Source organism: Paenibacillus sp. JCM 9796, from assembly GCF_055379675.1.
The window spans coordinates 3,485,396-3,502,247 of sequence record NZ_AP043723.1 but is presented as its reverse complement, the minus strand read 5'-3'; the positions used below and the strand labels follow the sequence as shown (position 1 = coordinate 3,502,247).

The following is a 16,852-nucleotide window of genomic DNA, read 5'->3' as shown; positions in this document are numbered from 1 at the left end:
TGCAATCGCTTGGCCAAGCGGGAGAGCATCGATCTCATTGAAGTCAAGGACGAATCTTTTATCAGCATGAATGCGGGATTCGGTTTTCGGGATCTTACGGATGATTTTTGCTCAACCGAGCGTCTATAATTGCCGTTATGGGATGAAGGCAGCCAGCTAAGGGGTAACAGGCCTTTGCCGGTCATAAAAAAATACCTCTACCCCGATAAACGGCGGTAAAGGTATATAATCCTTGTCTTGGGTTACACGTTCAATCCATAGGCTTCCGCCAAGTACTCTACCAGGTGGACCGCACGCATGCTGCCTCCCAAATTTTCACGCTCGATGCCTACTTTCATCTGAAGCAGGCAGCCTGGATTGGTAGTGACAATCGTCGTAGCCTTTGTATCTTTGACATGTTCCATTTTGAGATCCAATATGTCCATCGAGGCCTCGTAATGAACCATATTATAAATTCCGGCTGATCCGCAGCACATATCCGCCTCTTTCATCTCGACTAATTCGACGTTGGGTAATTGTCGAATCAATTGAACCGGCTCCCGGGTTACACGCTGAACGTTGGTCATGTGGCAAGACCGCTGATACGTAACCCTTTCAGCGGGCCGTTCTTTTCCTTTAATTCCTCCACATAAGGCAAGAATCTGGGATATATCTCTCGTTTTCCGAGCAAACCTTTGCGCCCGTTCCGCCCATTGCGGTTGATCGGCCAGCAAATGATCGTATTCCACCATCATCCCGCCGCAGCCGCCCGCGTTGTTGACTATAAAATCGGCGGCCTCCGCTTGTTCAAACGCATCGATATTTCTTTTCGCCAGCCTTTTACTTTCTTCCATTTCTCCCGTATGGGCATGCAGCGCGCCGCAGCAGGTTTGGTTCTCAACCACGATGACATCGCAGCCAACCTCGGCAAGGAGCTGGATGGACAGCTGATTAATTTTTCTGAACATGGCGTCCATAACGCAGCCGACAAAGAACGCTACGGTATATTTTTTGCTTCCTTTAGCGGGTGTATAGGCAGGGAGACTGGACCGTTCCCAAGGGGATACCGCCGGCGATGTGATCGCCTCGAATTCGCCTAAGTGAGCGGGCGCCATTTTCGTCAATCCGCTTTTTCTGGCCAGCTTTTGGGCGCCGCTCTTCTCATAGATCCACATCGCATTGCCAATCAGATTCATCGCCTTACGGCTGGGAAAAACTTTCTTCAACAACGTGTTGCGCAAAATTTTGACGGGTAAAGAATGCTTTTTTCGACGGGTAACGGCCGCGCGCGCGGATTCGAGAATGGCGCCGTATTCTACGCCTGTGGGACATACGGTTTCACAAGCCCGGCAGCCCAGACATAAATCGAGCGGCTCCTCTAAAACAGAGAGGTCCGTTATCCTGCCCTCCCCGGCCATTTTCACCAAATTAATCCGTCCGCGCGGGGAATGCGTTTCCTTACCCATGGTCAGATAAGTCGGGCAGACAGGCAAACAATATCCGCATTGAACGCATTGGTTCGTTTTCTCATAGTTTAATTCTTTACGTAATGCCGCAAGGTTGTCACTCATTCGCTCAACACCAACTTTTGCCCGGGCTCGGGAAATATTTTGCCGGGATTCATAATGTTGTTCGGATCCCACGCTTCCTTAATTCGCTTCATCATGTCCAGGCCGGCCGCACCCAGCTCCATCTCCATAAAAGGCGCTTTCATGGTGCCGATGCCATGTTCTCCCGATAACGTTCCGCCCAGCTCAACGGCCGCTTCGAATATTTCGGCAACCGCCTGCTCTACGCGCAGCATTTCTTCTTTATCCGATTTGTCGGCAATGATATTGGGATGCAGGTTTCCGTCCCCGGCATGACCGAAAACAACAAGGTGCAGCCGGTACTTTTCCTTAATCTGCTGCAGCCTGCGGCACATTTCCGGTATTTTGCTGCGGGGGACGGTCGCATCCTCTGAAATTTTGGTCGGCTTGATCCTCGCAATAGCCGGAGAAACGAGCTTTCTCGCCTTCCATACGTCTTCCTGTTCTTCCTTCGTTTGCGGAACGCGCACTTCCCTCGCTCCTGCCGCCTTGCATACCTTTGAGACTTGTTCAGCCTCATCGCGCACCGCCATAGGATGACCGTCAAGTTCAATGAGGATCATCGCATCCGCATCCAGGGGTAAGCCGGACGGCTGGTAGTTCTCTACGGCCACCATAGAAGCCTGATCCATCAGCTCCATTTTGGAAGGCAGTATGCCGGAGGATAAAATCTGCGAGATCGCTTTACCTGCGTCAACCAGGCTGTCAAAGACAGCCATAACGGTTTCGGATGCGGGAGTTTTCGGAATGAGGCGCAAAATCGCCTTTGTAATAATACCAAGGGTGCCTTCCGAGCCAACGATAAGCTTGGTTAAATCATACCCCGTTACATTTTTAACCGTTCTTCCTCCCGTGCGAATGATTTCGCCTTGCGGCGTAATCATTTCAAGCCCGATCACGTAGTCCTTGGTCACGCCGTACTTCAATCCGCGCGGCCCTCCGGAATTCTCAGCCAAGTTGCCTCCTATTGTAGATACATGGGAGCTGCTCGGGTCAGGCGGGTACATCAGGCCTTTGGCTTCAGCCGCTTTATGAATATGGGCTGTCAACACGCCCGGAGATACGACAGCGACTAAATCTTCCTCATCAATCTCGAGCAGATCGTCCATGACGGATAAATCGATGACCATACCGCCCTTCACCGGAAGAGGCCCGCCGCTTAAGCTGGTCGCTTGACCGCGCGGGTAGACGGGAATTTTCTCGCGATTGGCGTATTTCACCAGCTCCGCTAATTCTTCCACACTTTTCGTTTGTATGACGATATCCGGAAGATAGGTCCCAAACGAGCCGTCAAAAGAATAACTGAAACGATCGCTCTCATCCGTCAGCACTCTGCCGGTTTGAACGATGCTTGCAATCTCTTGGATATGAATAGCGGTCATGGATTTCATGATTTCCTCCTTTTGCCGATTGTTTAGAAGAACAGGCTTAACTTTTTCTCTGCATTCTTGAGATGAATGGCGCACTGAATTTTGGCCAATTCCGGTTCTTCCATTTCGATGGCTAATAAAATGTCCTGATGTTCTTTATAGACGGCTTTCCGTTTCTTTTTTAAACCCAAATTGGACTGGAGCGTTATTTTTAACGATCTCTCGTAAAGGGAGGATAAGTTCTCCATCGCCTGGATCATGACCGGATTGTGCGTGGCTAAGAAGATCGACCGGTGGAACTCCATATCGGGCTCCATTCCAATTTTGCTGTCATCGGCAAGCTCAACCTCCAGCCATTGAAGCGCCTGCCTCATTCGTTCCAATTGTTCGGGGGTTCGTCTCAACGCAGCATAATAAGCAGCCTCAGGCTCTAAAATTTTTCTCATTTCAAATAAATATTTGATCCACTCCGCATCATCGTTCTCAATCCGGAGATTATTTAATATAGGCGAACCGATTCTTTCTTCTACAAAGCTTCCTCCGCCCTGTCGCGAGTTAATCACACCGGCTGCGCGAAGCACACTCAACGCTTCCCGTATAGGAATTCGGCTTACGCCAAAATGTGCCGCCAGTTCCATCTCCGTCGGTAATTTCGAACCCGGCGGGAACTTTCCCGACTCAATCATATTTAACAAGTCACGAGAGATGATTTGCGAAAGTTTTTCTTTAGACATCTGGTTCTCCAATTCCTTTTTATTGTATTAACTTGTATTACAAATATTAAGGTTTTTGTTGCATAAAGTCAAATAAATTGCGAGATTATGCCATTGATTCGCTTCAAATCGTTCAGTTCGTCCCGAAAAACTCTGAATATTGTAATACAAATTAACTTATGCGCCCCTCAAACGGAACGACCATAACTTCGACATCTCAGGCCGGAATCCTTTGTACGGGTTACGTGCAGCTCAACAAGCGTCGCCGCACTCCCAATGAAAGGTTCTCCTGAAAATAAAAGTTCATTATGGGTTGATCCCCCATAATGAACTTTAGGATTCATGACCTATTCGGATATGGGGGCGCGAAGGTTTTGCGCCTTAGTTCAACACCTTGCCCTTGGTTTCAGGCAAGAAGGCTATGACGAGCAGCGCAGCCAGCGCAAAGGCGATGGCAAGGAAGCCGAACGCGGCGCCTAACCCTATGCTTGTCGCCATAAAACCTACTACCGTAGGAGCCGTCGCAGCAATGCCGCGTCCGAAATTATAACAGAAGCCTTGTCCGGTTGCGCGAATTTCTGTCGGGAACAATTCGGCCAGAACCGATCCGAAACCGCTGAAATACCCGGACCCAAAGAAAGCGACGAAAGGTCCCAACAATAAGAGAGAGGTGGCATCATGCGTCATCCCGTAGACGGGCACCAGAAGGGCCGCCATGACGAAAAACAGGATAAATGTCTTCCTCCGTCCGATCTTATCGGCCAAAAAGCCGAATGTTACGTAACCGAACCAGGCTCCCGTTTGCATGATCACAATCCAGGTCGTTGATTTGAGAATATCAAGTCCGGCTCCGCCTTTATCGATCGGCGTCCCCAAGTAGGACGGAATCCAGGTAAATAAGCCCCAGTAACCGAATTGCGCGCAAACGCTTAAAGCAGCGCCCAACATGGTCCAACGAATAATTTTACTCGAAAATAGCTCCAGCAATTTAGGCTTGGCTTGTTTTACTTTGGAAGATTCTTGTTTCATTTTTTCCCATATTTCCGGTTCTTTCGTTCCTTTTCGAATCCAGATGGCGACTAAAGCCGGGATAATACCGAAGAAAAAAACACCTCTCCAGCCCCACAAGGGAGAGATAAGGCCCGCTACGATTGCGGCAAACGCATAGCCGATGGCCCAAGCGCTTTGCACAAACCCCATAGCTTTACCGCGATGCTTCGCATCCCAGGTTTCTGTAATTAACGCCGCTCCGGCAACCCATTCTCCACCCATACCAATGCCAAGCAGCAAACGGAATACAGCCAGTTGCGTAACCGTTTCAGAAAATCCGCACAGGAAAGTAAAGATCGAATAAACGAAAATACTTAGCATTAATGATTTGGTACGCCCGTATCGGTCTGCTACCATGCCGAATAATATGCCGCCTACGGCAGAACTCAACAAAGTAAGCGTTGCCAAAAAACCGCCGGTCGTTTTGTCCATCTGTAAATCCGCCATCACATGAACAAGAACCATGGAGTACAGCATGACGTCCATCGCATCCAGAGCCCAGCCGGAGCTTGCCGCAATCAAGGCTCTCCATTGGTTTTTCGTGACCTCTTTATACCATGGCTTATTCGATACTTGTACTTGAGCCATTTGTTTGATCCTCCCTTTACTTGTATTTAAGTTAGCCCGATTAATTCGGCCGGGTTGGAACAGGCCATTTGTTCAACCTCTTTTTCCGTCAAACCGTGCTCCAGCAAGATTTGTATGAAATGGTTATACCCTTCCGCAGGCGTCGGATGATTCGCTTGGCCAAAATCGGTTTGCAGGATGCATTTATCAAGCCCGATCTGACGAATGCCTTGAACAAGCTCATCCGGCTCGATCGATTTCCACAGCGGCATCAACGTTAACATGGACTTCTCTACATAAGCGCCCATTTTCACTAATTCAATTTGGAGAGACAGGTCCATCTTATTAATTTTCAAATCGGGATGGGCGACAAGCACCTTCTCAACCCCTCGTGAAACGGCTGCTTCCACGACAATCCGGGTTTCCAGAGGGGATAAATGACCCGTAGCCAATACGGCCCCGCTGCCCTTAATTAAATCGATAATGTCATAGACGACGGGAAGCAAGCGGCCGTCTTCCGCAAGAACCGTAATCCCTTTCTGGGGCAATAAACGAATCGTCGATTTCATTTCCTTGTAGTCGCTCTTTCCCCCGTAATGCTCAAGATGATGTTTGGCCGATCCTGTGGGCATCCAGATCAATTTGGCGCCTTGTTGAATCGCCATATCAACGGCATAAGGGTTAAGACCTCCCACATACTCATTCAGAACAAGGGAACCGTAAACCTCGATTCCGTCGATCACTTTACTGACCAGTTTCGCTCTGGAAACCGTCGATTCTTCGTGCGCCTTTAATACAATCGCGCGCATCCCCGCCTTTTTCGCTTGTTCCGCCAGCTCCAAATCATTGACCGATCTGGGAAAGATGCTCGGACTGGAATGAACGTGAATGTCGATAGCACCCTTCAAATGGTTCATGAATCTCACCTTCTCTTGTCTTAAATCTTTATAGAGAATTTCTCGTCCTTCCACGGAACGATAATATCTATAACGCTTTCATTTAAGGGCACGACTTCGACCTGCTGTCCGGTTCTTCGGATCTCCAGCAACCGGTCATGGCCCGGAACGACAATGTCCGCCCATTGTTTGACGGCGTTAATGCTCTCCCTGCTTCTTGCATCGTCCCATGTCATGGCAACTTCACCGGTGATCAATTCGGATATGTTCTTGACGGTGTCGGATACGAGCGCCCATTTTTTCCCTTGATAGTCCAGAAGGATCGAGTACAGTCCCGGCGTATGGCCCGGGGTATGGATCCAGTTCAGTCCTTCGACGACACCCGATTTGCCGGACAATAGCGATAATCTCCCGGAATCTCTCAGCGCCGGATACATCTCGGCAGGAACGGCAAGATCGGCTTCTCCATTGTTCTCGATATGCGTTACTTCTTCTTCATGCAAATAAAAGGTCGCATTAGGAAAAAGAGGGTAATTGACAGCGTGATCAAAATGAAAGTGACTTAATAAAACCGTCCCTATATCCTCTCTGTTCACGCCTAGCTCTTGTAATCTGGTTAAAAGCGCGCCGCGCTCGTTGAATCCCACCGTATCAAACAGAATGGGCGACTTCCCCTCCTGTCGAATCAATACGGAGCTGCTCCATCCAAGAAACCCGCGACTCGAACGGCCTGGAAAGCCCTGAAACAAGAGATCAACCCGCATACTTTAAAACCACCGCTTTTCTGTTTGAGAATTGTAAATTCGGCTAACTTGTATCATATTTGTACTACAAATTGTTATTACAAATTTTCGTGATCTTGAAGACCATATTCTTTTTTTACCCCTATTTTTCCAAGCAATAAAAGAATACAATAAGATTCACAAAATGTCCATATGCAATCCATGAATAATTTTTATTTAATTTGTATGACATGAACGCTATAATTGTATTACAAGTTTATACTTATTGCTCAAGAGAAAGGTGATAAAAAAATGTACGATTATCTCATTATCGGTGGCGGTATCGTCGGTCTCTCCACCTGCTATTCCCTCATTCAAAAATATCCGCAAGCCAAAATCGCCGTCATTGAAAAGGAAAGCACCCTTGCCTTTCATCAAACAGGCCATAATAGCGGAGTCATTCATTCCGGCATTTATTACAAACCCGGAAGTTTGAAAGCCAATCTGTCCAAAGAAGGAGGCGAGCTGCTGCGCGCTTTCTGCGACCGGCATCATATTCCTTACGAGATGTGCGGCAAAGTCATTGTGGCGACCGAGCAAGAGGAGCTGCCGCTGCTGAACCGTCTATATACGCGCGCTCTTGAGAATAAACTGGATGTGTCCATGATCGATTCCGGTCAGCTCAAAGAAATTGAACCCCACGCCTACGGAATAAGAGCGATTCACGTGAAAGCAGCCGGCATCGTCAAATACAAGTCTGTTGCGGAAGCGCTTGCCAAAGTCATTCGGGAGCAAGGAGGAGACATTCATTTAAGCACCAAAGTGGAAAACATCGTAGAGGGTCCGGACCGCATTCAAGTCGAATGCTCAGCCCAAACGTTCCATACCCGCTATCTGATCAATTGCGCGGGACTGCACTGCGATCGCATCGCCGCCAACCAAGGACTCAAGCCCGGTATGAAAATCGTGCCTTTTCGCGGCGAATATTATGAGTTAACGCCTGAAAAACATCATTTGGTTAAGCATTTGATCTACCCGGTGCCCAATCCGAATTTCCCTTTCCTGGGCGTTCACTTTACCCGTATGATCGACGGCCATGTCCATGCGGGTCCAAACGCCGTGTTAAGCTTTAAACGGGAAGGTTATCGCAAATCCGATTTTAACTTTAAAGATTTTACTGAAGTCATGATGTATCCTGCCTTTTGGAAAATTGCCCGGCAGAACATCGGCGAAGGCTGGAAAGAAATGGCCCGTTCTTGGAGCAAAAAAGTGTTCGTCCGCAGTCTTCAACGGTTAATACCCGAAATCCGGGAAGACGATTTGGTTAAATCGGAGAACGGGGTCAGGGCGCAGGCGCTTACGAAGGATGGAAAACTGGTGGATGACTTCATGATCGTGAGCAATCCGCGTTCCATTCATATCCTGAACGCTCCCTCGCCGGCGGCGACCGCTTCTTTGGCGATCGGCCGAACCATTTGCGAGCGCATACCGGAACCGGTACATTAAGCTCCGCTCCTTCCTCAAGAGCAAAGCCCCGAAGAATCCTCTTCGGGGCTTTTTATCGATCCTATTTAACCGCGGCTCAGCAGCGCGCGATCAATCGCGCAAGCAAGGCGGTTCGCTGCGGAATCTCGCCGATCCGCACATATTCCAAGGGTGAATGCGCGTGATCACCGCGGGCGCCCAGACCATCGAGAGTCGGTGTGCCGACGGCCGCTATGAAGTTGCCGTCGCTGACGCCGCCGGTCGATGTCTCCTCCAGGGAGACGGCCAGCTCGCTCTGCGCAATTTCGCGGGCCAGCGCATACAACGCCCCCGCCGCCTCCGACCGCTCCATCGGAGGACGCGTCATGCCGCCCGAGACGGACAGCTCCGCGCCCGGCAGACTGGGAGCCAACGAGGCGAATACCGCTTCGATCCGTCTCGCCTCGTCCAGCGTAGCCACCCGCACATCGATTTCGGCCTCGGCATAATCGGCCACCACGTTGGCGCCGATCCCACCTTGAATGACACCGACATTCAAGGTGGTTCCGAGGGAATAATCGGTCATGCCGTGCAGCCGCTGAATGTGGCGGGCCAGCTCTTCAATAGCCGACACCCCTGCTTGCGGATTAACGCCGGCATGGGCGGATCTGCCTTTCACCTGCAGCTTATACCGGCCGCTGCCCTTCCGGGCGGTTTTCAATGCGCCGGCAGGCTCCATAGGCGGCTCCAATACGAAAGCGGCCGCCGATTGGCGCGCCGCGTTCTCGATAAACTCACGGGAATTCGGGCTGCCGATTTCCTCGTCGCTGTTCAGCAGCAGCACGACCCGTTTGTCTTCAGGGAAGCTTCCTGTATCCTGCAGCGCCTTCAAGGCGAATATGGCCTGCAGCAGACCCGTTTTCATATCGTACACACCGGGACCGTAGGCATTCCCGTTCTCGATGCGAAACGGCCGGCGTTCCGCCTCGCCGAGCGGCCATACCGTATCATAATGACCTACCAGAAGAATTTGCTTAGGTCCATGTCCTACCTCGCACAGCAGGCGATCTCCGGCAATCGGATGAGGAACGCGCTGGACGCGCCCCCCGGTCAAGCGTGTAAACTGTGCCGCATACCAATCGGCCATACGATCGTTTTGCACTTTGCTTCGGGAGGGAGAATCGATATTGACGCTCTCCTCCAATAGTTGCAGCAGCTCAGGCAAATAGGATTCGATCTGCTCTGTAAGTGAAGTTAACATGATAGTAATGCAGCTCCGTTAATGGGATTGCGAATTGGAACCGAACAACCGGTCCAGACCATATACGCGCTCCAAGAGAATAATAAACACAAGACTCAACAAAATGACGACCGACGATATCGACGCGACAAGCGGATCAAGCGTCTCCTGCATGTAGCTGAAGATGGCAAGCGGCAGCGTCGTATTGGACGGCGAGATCAGGAACAGCGACACGGTCACGTTATCGAACGAAGTCAGGAAGGCAAATATCATTCCCGACATGATGGCCGGCTTCAGCAATGGCAGGGTGATGTCCCTGAACACGTGAAACGGTTTGGCCCCCAAAATATAAGCCGCACGCTCCAGCGTATAGTCGAACGAGCTGAGCCCCGTTAAGACAAGACGCACGACATACGGAATCGAAATCAGCACGTGCGCCAGCAGCAAGCCCAAGAATGTACCGGCCAGTCCCATCCGCGTAAAAAACAACAGTACCGCGATCCCGATGATAAGCGCGGGAACGGTCAGCGGCGAAAGCAGCAGACCGTTGATGACGCTGCTGCCGCGGAATTTGTACTTGTGCAAAGCAAGCCCTGCCAGCGTTCCGATGATGGTGGAAATGACAGCCGTTAAAGCCGCAAGCTGCAGGCTGAACAGGAACGAATCGATAAACTCCGGCCGATCGAATATTTTTTCGTACCACATGAAGGAGAACCCGACAGGCGGAAACGATAAATATTTAACGGACGTGAGAGAGGTCGGAATAATGACCAGCAGCGGCGAAATGATAAAAAATACGACGAAAAACGTGATCACGCCTAACGGCGTTATTTTTCTGCTCATGAAGAGAACACCTCTTTATAACGCTTCGTCTCCACCAGCCGGGTAAACAGCGTCACTAATGCGATCGTGGAGCCAAGCAGCAGAAAGGCCAGCGCCGCTCCGAGCGGCCAATTGAGCTGGGCCATGACCTTCTCATACGTAATGACCGGAAGCACCTTCACGGACGTACCGCCCATCAGGGCCGGCGTTACGAATGCGCTCATGGACAGACTGAAGACAAGCGTCGTGCCGGCGACCATGCCCGGCAGCGAGAGCGGTAAAGTAACGGTAAAGAACGTGCGCAGCCTGCTGGCGCCCAGAATGCTTGCTGCCTTATACAAGGAACCGTCAATTTGATAAAGGCTCGTCGAAATCGCCAAGATCATGTACACAATGAACGAGTCGGTCAAGCCGATAACGACGCCCAGCTCGTTATACAGCAGCTTCAAGGGCTCCTGGATCAGTCCAAGCTGCAGGAGCGTCGTATTGATCCAGCCCTTCTCCCCAAGAATGACGACCCATCCGAAATTTCGGATGACGACGCTGACCAGATGCGGGGAAATAATCAGGAAGGTGATGATCCCCCTCATCTTCCCCGTCGTCTGCGCCATAAACATGGCTACCGGGTAGCCCAGCAGGAAACAGGCCAGCACCGTTAACAGACTCATTTTAATCGTCCGCCATAAAATTTGAACATAATACGGATCCTGCACAAACAGCAGGTAATTTTCCAATGAAAAGGCCTCATGCTTATCCTGGAAACTGAGAATCAGGATATAGAGCATCGGAAGCAGGAAAACGCCCAGCACTACCGCCATCCCGGGGGCAAGCAGCAAAGCCGCGGCTCGCGTCGAACGGTTGCGTCCCTCGCTCATTGTTCCTTCACCTGCCCGGAGAATACAAATACATCTTCCGACTTCCAGTTCAGGTTGACGGTTTGGCCGGCCGCCAAGGATGCTTCCTGCTCCGCGGTTTCGATGCGGAAGGTAAGGACGTCATGGCCCACCTCAACCTCGCATTCGGTATAGGCCCCGAGGAACGAGGTCAGCTTCACGCGGCCCTGCACTTCATTATTGCTCTCCGCCCGGGCATCTGCGGTTTGCAAGTGAATTTTCTCGGGTCTGACGTAAATCGAGACCGGCTCTCCGATGGAAAAACGGCGCTCGCGCGATGGCGCTTGCAGCGTAAAGCCCGATGCCGTCTTCAACACGAGCGTATCGCCTTGAACCTGCTCGACGACGCCTTGCATCCGATTGGACTTGCCGATAAAGGTATGCACAAATTCAGACGCCGGCCGGTTGTAAATTTCCCAAGGCGTACCGATCTGCTCCACCTTGCCGTGGTCAAGCACGACAATCCGGCTCGACAAATACAAGGCTTCTTCCTGATCATGGGTAACGAAAATCGTCGTGACGCCGATTTCTTGCTGCAGCCTCTTCAGCTCATCGCGCAGCTCCTCCCGGAGCTTGGCGTCCAGGTTGCTAAGCGGCTCATCGAGCAGCAGCAGCGACGGCTCGGTAACAAGCGCCCTCGCAATGGCGATCCGCTGACGCTGACCGCCGGACAGCTGCTTCGGATAACGGTCCGCTACATGAGGCAGCTTAACCAGCTCCAGCACCTTGCCGACGCGCTCGGCAATTTCCGCCTTAGCTACCTTGCGGAGCTTCAAACCATAGCCGACATTCTCGGCTACCGTCATGTGAGGGAAAAGAGAATACGTCTGGAAGACCATCCCCAGGTCACGCTTGTTGGACGGTACGCCGTTCATCCGTTTGCCTTTAATCAGCAGGTCGCCTTGATCGGGCTCCAGGAAGCCGGCGATCATGTTCAGCGTCGTCGTCTTTCCGCACCCGGACGGGCCGAGAAAGGAGACGCATTCGCCCTTCTCGACCTGCAGATTAAAGTTGTCTACAACCACGTTGGAACCAAATTTTTTCTGTACATTGAGCAATTCTACATCGATGCTTTTGGCCACGGGGATCACCTATTTTCCGACTTTAGGAGCTACTTCTTTGTTAAAGCGGTCAAGCCATTCCGGCGTCTTGCTGCCTACGACCTCCAAATCGAACTTCACGACCTTGCTGCGGTCAAAGCTCAGCTTCTTCGCGATATCGTCAGGCAGCTTCACGGCAGTCGCCGGGTTATAGTACAGCTTCTCGCCGTACATGGTTTGCACTTCATCCGTCAACAAGAAATCAATGAACAGCTTCGACGCATTCGGGTTTTTAGCCCCTTTGACAATGGTCGCCACGTTAGGAACGAGGTTGGAACCTTCTTTAGGAATGACAAACTGGAGATCCAGACCGGCGTCTTTCTGCACCAAGCTTCTGGCCATCGTCCAGGCGGTGTAAGCCGCCGTCTTGTTCTGCAGATTTTGCTGCAATTGCGCGGCGCTCTTAGCGAACGTCGGCATGTAACCCGCGATCGTTTGCAGCTTCTCGAAGCCCGCGTCCATATTTTTCTCCGAACCGCCGTTAGCGTAGGCAAGCATAATCAGCGCCGAGCGGCCAAAGTTACTGGAAACCTCAGCTAACGTCACATTGCCCTTCATCTCCGGCTTCGCGAGGTCATTCCACGATTCCGGCACCGGCAAGCCCTTCGCTTTGACAAGCTCCGCGTTGTACGAGATGCCCATCGGCGTGAAGTTAACGGCTACCCCGCTGTTATCCTTCACCTTGAGATCTTCGCCGACCTTCTTCATATTCGGGATATCTTTATCCGAGAGCGCTTCCCATAAACCTTCAACACGACCGGCCTCCTGCTCCCCGCCTTCGACGATCGTCACGTCAATTTGCGGAGAAGCCTTCTGCGCTTTGACCTTCGCTACAATTTCGGTGGAGACGCCGGAAACGTAAGTCAGCTTGACATCCGGATATTTCTGGTTAAATTTTTTAAAGATCTCGTCCTTCATTAATTGCTCTACGGTAGCACCGTTACCTGCGACAACAAGCTGCTTCTCAGGTTGAAGCGCTGCCGGTTCATTCGTTGTCGACGCTCCGGCATCACCTTTCGGTTGTTCCGCCGTAGAACCGCATCCCGCAAGCATAGTGCCGCACAATGCTGCAATCGACAAAATTCTTCCCCACTTTTTCATAAGAATCCTCCTTGAGAGTCGGTTTTTCGTTCACTATACATGAACGATGTTTACTATATGTGAAAAGTATATTAAAATATTATCACGCCAATACAAAAGAATGCAATAAAAAATTTAGTCGATGTCATCTTTTCTGCCACGTCGTCATTTATCTAGGAAAGCGTTACCTTTTGTGATACACTAACTTTTAAAACCCGCAAGAGGCTTCGCTTTCCCCAAATAAGGAGTTTAGATCAAGCATGGACAACCACCTTTCTTCTGTTAAAAACAGTTGCAGGCTATTGAAGCTATTTCTCGATTCCGAGAAAGAAATGGGCGTCAGCGAACTGAGCCGGCAGCTCCAGCTTTCTAAAGGGGCCGTACATAAACTGCTCATGACGCTGGAAAGCGAAGGCTTCATTAAGCAAAATCCGGCCAATAAACAGTATGCCCTCGGCTATACCTTGTTAGAGCTCGGGAATAAAGTGATTAAAAATCATAATTTGGCCGACTTCACCAAACCGTTCCTGCAGCGGCTTGCCGAAACGACCCAGGAGCTGGTTTGTCTTTGTATAAGGGACCAGCTGGACGCCATCTACGTTGAAAAAATCGATTCCCTCCATCCGATCCGTTTCAATGTAGAGGCCTACCGGCGTTTCCCCCTCTACGCAACCTCCGCCGCACGGGCTATACTCGCTTTCCAGGATGAGGCGTTTATCGGGAACGTCCTGCAAGAGAAAATCCGCACCTTCACTCCCTATTCCCTGAAGGAACCGGAGGAGGTCATGGAGCGGCTTAAACGGATACGCGAGCAAGGCTATGAAATAAGCTCCAATATGCGAAACGTAGGCGTAACGGGTATCGCGGCCCCCATCTACGATGCGGACGGCACCGTGAATGCTTCCATCAGCCTGATCGGACCTACGGATCGCGTAAACCCGTCCCTGGACACCTTCATTCAGCTCGTCGTGGAGACCACGCGTGATATTTCGTTTCAACTCGGATATCGGAACAAATGAGAAAAATGGCTGTCCTGTTCGCGGTTTTGTTCAAACCGCGCGCAGGGCAGCCGTTTTCGTTTCGGACAGAATCAACCCAAACCGTCTCCACAACCGAAACTATGGTCCTATAATTTACGTTGCGTTGCCTTACGGTACCATGCTAAAATCCTATATGTTCACATATAGGAAACGTCATTTACATATAGAGAACGATATTACGCAATAATTAACGCTATCCGCCATAAATGTAAGCCATGTCCTCTAATCGACATTATGCCGTTTGAACGATTGTTCGCCGCTCATGTTTATTAACCCATACAAAGGAGCCCTGCATTTATGAAAACCTGGTTTAACTCCATCCAATTGACCGTCGGAAAGAAATTGTACGCCAGCTTTATCGCCATTCTCATTTTGATGTGTGTGCTTGCCTGGTTTACCACTGCGGGAATAAGAAACGTCAGCCAGAAAACAACGGAGATTACCAAGCACTGGATGGTTGGCGTTGAAATCATCAATCATATCAATTATTTAATGGAGCACGTGTTGGCCTTGGAAACGCAAAGCCTGATCGAACCCGACCCATCCGCCAAACAATCGATCAACGATCAAGTCAGTCAAACGATTAAAGAGATCGACCAGCAATTTCAGACTTACGAAAAGAAAAATACGACCGCCGAGGAACTTGATTTATTGGTCAAAATGAAAACGTCCTGGAGCGATTACATTTCCCTCCATACGCAGTTCGTACAGTATTCCGCGAAAGTGAACCTGGTCAGCGGGGCCCAGAAAGATGGAGATTCAATTATCCGGTTAATTCAGGAATCGCAGCAGGTTTATAAAAGCATGAAGCTGGATATGGACAAGTTGGTCCAATTGAATCATGACGGGGCGTTACATGCCAGCAAGTCGGCCGACGAGCTTTATGCCAAAAGCATTGTCACCTCCGTCATTCTTGTTGCGGCAGCCGGATTGATCGCTATGCTGCTCGCTCACCTCATGTCCCTGCACATATCCAAACCGGTTCGGCGAGTGTCCAAAGCGATGGAGCAGCTGGCCTCAGGCGACTTGAATATCCAGGCGTTTCATATTAAAAATCGCGATGAAATCGGAGATTTAGTCCGCTCCCTTCACGGCATGATACATAACTTCAGAGAGATGGTTCGTCAAATCCAGGATGCATCCGGGCTAGTCGCCGCATCCGCCCAGCAGCTGTCTGCGGGAGCGGAGGAAACCTCGCACTCCGCCAATCAGGTGTCTGTTGCCATGCAGGAAACCTCCGCCCGCGCCGAGCATCAGATGAGAGGTTCCGAAGAGGCCAGCAGAGCCATGGAAGAGATGTCGGGCGGCATTCAGCGCGTCGCGGAAACGTCGGGCTTCGTATCCGAGCTGGCGATGGAAACGTCGGATCAGGCCGCGCAAGGAAATGAGAACATACAGGGAGCGATCCGGAAGATGAGCTCCCTAAACCGCACGGTCGAACAAAGCGCAGCTCAATTATACCGGTTGAATGAACGTTCCGCCGAAATCGGAGAAATCGTCACCATCATACGAGACATCGCCTCGCAAACCGGCTTGTTGTCGCTCAACGCTTCCATCGAAGCGGCCCGCGCCGGCGAACAAGGGAGAGGCTTTGCCGTAGTGGCCAACGAGGTTAAGAAATTAGCCGAGCAGTCCAATCAATCCGCCGCCCGAATCGCCGAGCTGGTTCAAGCCATCCAATCGGATTCCGGGCAAGCCGTTACTGCCATGAATGCAGGGCTTAGCGAAATCCATGAAGGCACCCGATCGATCCAGGAAGCCGGCGCCAACTTCAAGCAGATCGTGTCGGCGGCCGAACATTTATCCAAGCAAATTCAAGAACTGGCCGCGTCTTCGCAGCAGATGCAGGCCAGCGGCGAAGAAGTAGCCGCTTCCGTAACGGAGATGGCCCACATTGCCAAGCAATCGTATGAAAGCACGCATCATGTCGCGCTCATCGCCCAAGAGCAGCTGACGGCTATGGAGGAAATCGCAACGACGACCTCCTCCCTGTCCCGGATCGCGGATCAATTGCACCAAGTATCCGCTAAGTTTAAATTTTAGCTTCTGCCGAGCCTGACCCGCATGTCCCTGCGGGTCAGGCTCGTTTGTTTCACGCCTGCGGCTATTTCACCCGAAAATATTCGTTTCTGCATATACCTTAGCGGTATATTTAGCAGCCGGCTCCTTTAGTTGTCTTCATGCGTCGGAACGAACCATTCGGGCTGCTGCCGGTCCTTCCGGCAATCGGCACATAGGTGAAGATGAGCCTGCAGCGTGGCGCCTTCCGCCTCTTCTTCAACTCCGCAAACCTCACAAACCATCGGCATACGGACTTCCTCCCTTCT

At 51.0% G+C, this 16,852-nt stretch carries 15 protein-coding genes and 1 pseudogene; 4 read left to right on the top strand and 12 right to left on the bottom strand.

Translation table 11 applies throughout. The annotated features are described in order from the left end of the window. Positions 1–3 precede the first annotated feature (3 nt). Positions 4–111 (top strand): annotated as a pseudogene (locus tag ACZ439_RS16885) (LysR family transcriptional regulator); the annotation flags it as partial. Positions 112–242: 131 nt separating this feature from the next. On the opposite strand, the gene ACZ439_RS16880 reads toward ACZ439_RS16885, so the two are convergent. The 6 genes from ACZ439_RS16880 to ACZ439_RS16855 form a co-directional block, all read right to left on the bottom strand. Beyond that, complete coding sequence (locus tag ACZ439_RS16880) at positions 243–1,550, bottom strand: (Fe-S)-binding protein (protein ID WP_127608103.1); 1,308 nt, start codon at positions 1,548–1,550, stop codon at positions 243–245. Beyond that, positions 1,547–2,950 carry an FAD-binding oxidoreductase gene (locus tag ACZ439_RS16875; protein WP_127608144.1) on the bottom strand — a complete coding sequence of 468 codons (1,404 nt, stop codon included), beginning with the start codon at positions 2,948–2,950 and terminating at the stop codon, positions 1,547–1,549. The genes ACZ439_RS16880 and ACZ439_RS16875 overlap by 4 nt, the downstream gene beginning before the upstream one ends. Before the next feature lie 32 nt (positions 2,951–2,982). Further along, the gene (locus ACZ439_RS16870) at positions 2,983–3,672 is read right to left on the bottom strand and encodes a FadR/GntR family transcriptional regulator (protein WP_127608104.1); all 690 of its coding nucleotides are present in this window, start codon (positions 3,670–3,672) and stop codon (positions 2,983–2,985) included. A gap of 360 nt (positions 3,673–4,032) precedes the next feature. Continuing rightward, positions 4,033–5,289 carry an MFS transporter gene (locus tag ACZ439_RS16865; protein ID WP_464619955.1) on the bottom strand — a complete coding sequence of 419 codons (1,257 nt, stop codon included), beginning with the start codon at positions 5,287–5,289 and terminating at the stop codon, positions 4,033–4,035. 26 nt (positions 5,290–5,315) lie between these two features. Continuing rightward, positions 5,316–6,185 carry a DUF6282 family protein gene (locus tag ACZ439_RS16860; protein WP_054796976.1) on the bottom strand — a complete coding sequence of 290 codons (870 nt, stop codon included), beginning with the start codon at positions 6,183–6,185 and terminating at the stop codon, positions 5,316–5,318. 20 nt (positions 6,186–6,205) lie between these two features. Then, positions 6,206–6,853 (bottom strand): MBL fold metallo-hydrolase, encoded by a 648-nt coding sequence (locus ACZ439_RS16855; protein WP_164751833.1) that lies wholly within the window; start codon positions 6,851–6,853, stop codon positions 6,206–6,208. Positions 6,854–7,198: 345 nt separating this feature from the next. On the opposite strand from ACZ439_RS16855, the gene lhgO reads away from it, so the two are divergent. After that, positions 7,199–8,392 (top strand): L-2-hydroxyglutarate oxidase, encoded by a 1,194-nt coding sequence (lhgO, locus tag ACZ439_RS16850; RefSeq protein ID WP_127608108.1) that lies wholly within the window; start codon positions 7,199–7,201, stop codon positions 8,390–8,392. A 76-nt stretch (positions 8,393–8,468) separates the two neighbouring features. Here lhgO and ACZ439_RS16845 read toward each other — a convergent pair whose 3' ends face one another. Genes ACZ439_RS16845 through ACZ439_RS16825 form a run of 5 tightly spaced genes read right to left on the bottom strand, consistent with a single transcriptional unit; the run spans position 8,469 to position 13,506 of the window. Next, on the bottom strand, positions 8,469–9,611 hold the full coding sequence (locus tag ACZ439_RS16845) for a M20 family metallopeptidase (protein WP_054796973.1): 1,143 nt from the start codon (positions 9,609–9,611) through the stop codon (positions 8,469–8,471). A gap of 18 nt (positions 9,612–9,629) precedes the next feature. Continuing rightward, positions 9,630–10,433: an ABC transporter permease gene (locus ACZ439_RS16840; RefSeq protein ID WP_464619954.1), complete on the bottom strand. Its 804-nt coding sequence runs from the start codon at positions 10,431–10,433 to the stop codon at positions 9,630–9,632. Next, on the bottom strand, positions 10,430–11,287 hold the full coding sequence (locus ACZ439_RS16835; RefSeq protein WP_127608110.1) for an ABC transporter permease: 858 nt from the start codon (positions 11,285–11,287) through the stop codon (positions 10,430–10,432). Before ACZ439_RS16835 ends, ACZ439_RS16840 begins: the two co-directional genes overlap by 4 nt. Beyond that, complete coding sequence (locus tag ACZ439_RS16830; protein ID WP_464619953.1) at positions 11,284–12,387, bottom strand: ABC transporter ATP-binding protein; 1,104 nt, start codon at positions 12,385–12,387, stop codon at positions 11,284–11,286. The genes ACZ439_RS16835 and ACZ439_RS16830 overlap by 4 nt, the downstream gene beginning before the upstream one ends. Positions 12,388–12,396: 9 nt before the next feature. Further along, on the bottom strand, positions 12,397–13,506 hold the full coding sequence (locus ACZ439_RS16825) for an ABC transporter substrate-binding protein (protein WP_464619952.1): 1,110 nt from the start codon (positions 13,504–13,506) through the stop codon (positions 12,397–12,399). A 239-nt stretch (positions 13,507–13,745) separates the two neighbouring features. Between ACZ439_RS16825 and ACZ439_RS16820 the strand changes: the two genes are divergently transcribed. Continuing rightward, a complete protein-coding gene (locus tag ACZ439_RS16820) occupies positions 13,746–14,504 on the top strand; it encodes an IclR family transcriptional regulator (protein ID WP_127608113.1) in 759 nt (252 codons plus the stop codon). A gap of 318 nt (positions 14,505–14,822) precedes the next feature. Then, entirely contained in the window at positions 14,823–16,568 is a 1,746-nt protein-coding gene (locus ACZ439_RS16815) for a methyl-accepting chemotaxis protein (protein ID WP_464619951.1), read from the top strand. 125 nt (positions 16,569–16,693) lie between these two features. Here the strand turns inward: ACZ439_RS16815 and ACZ439_RS16810 are convergent, their stop codons facing one another. Beyond that, positions 16,694–16,834: a hypothetical protein gene (locus tag ACZ439_RS16810; protein ID WP_155615095.1), complete on the bottom strand. Its 141-nt coding sequence runs from the start codon at positions 16,832–16,834 to the stop codon at positions 16,694–16,696. Between the last annotated feature and the right edge of the window lie 18 nt (positions 16,835–16,852).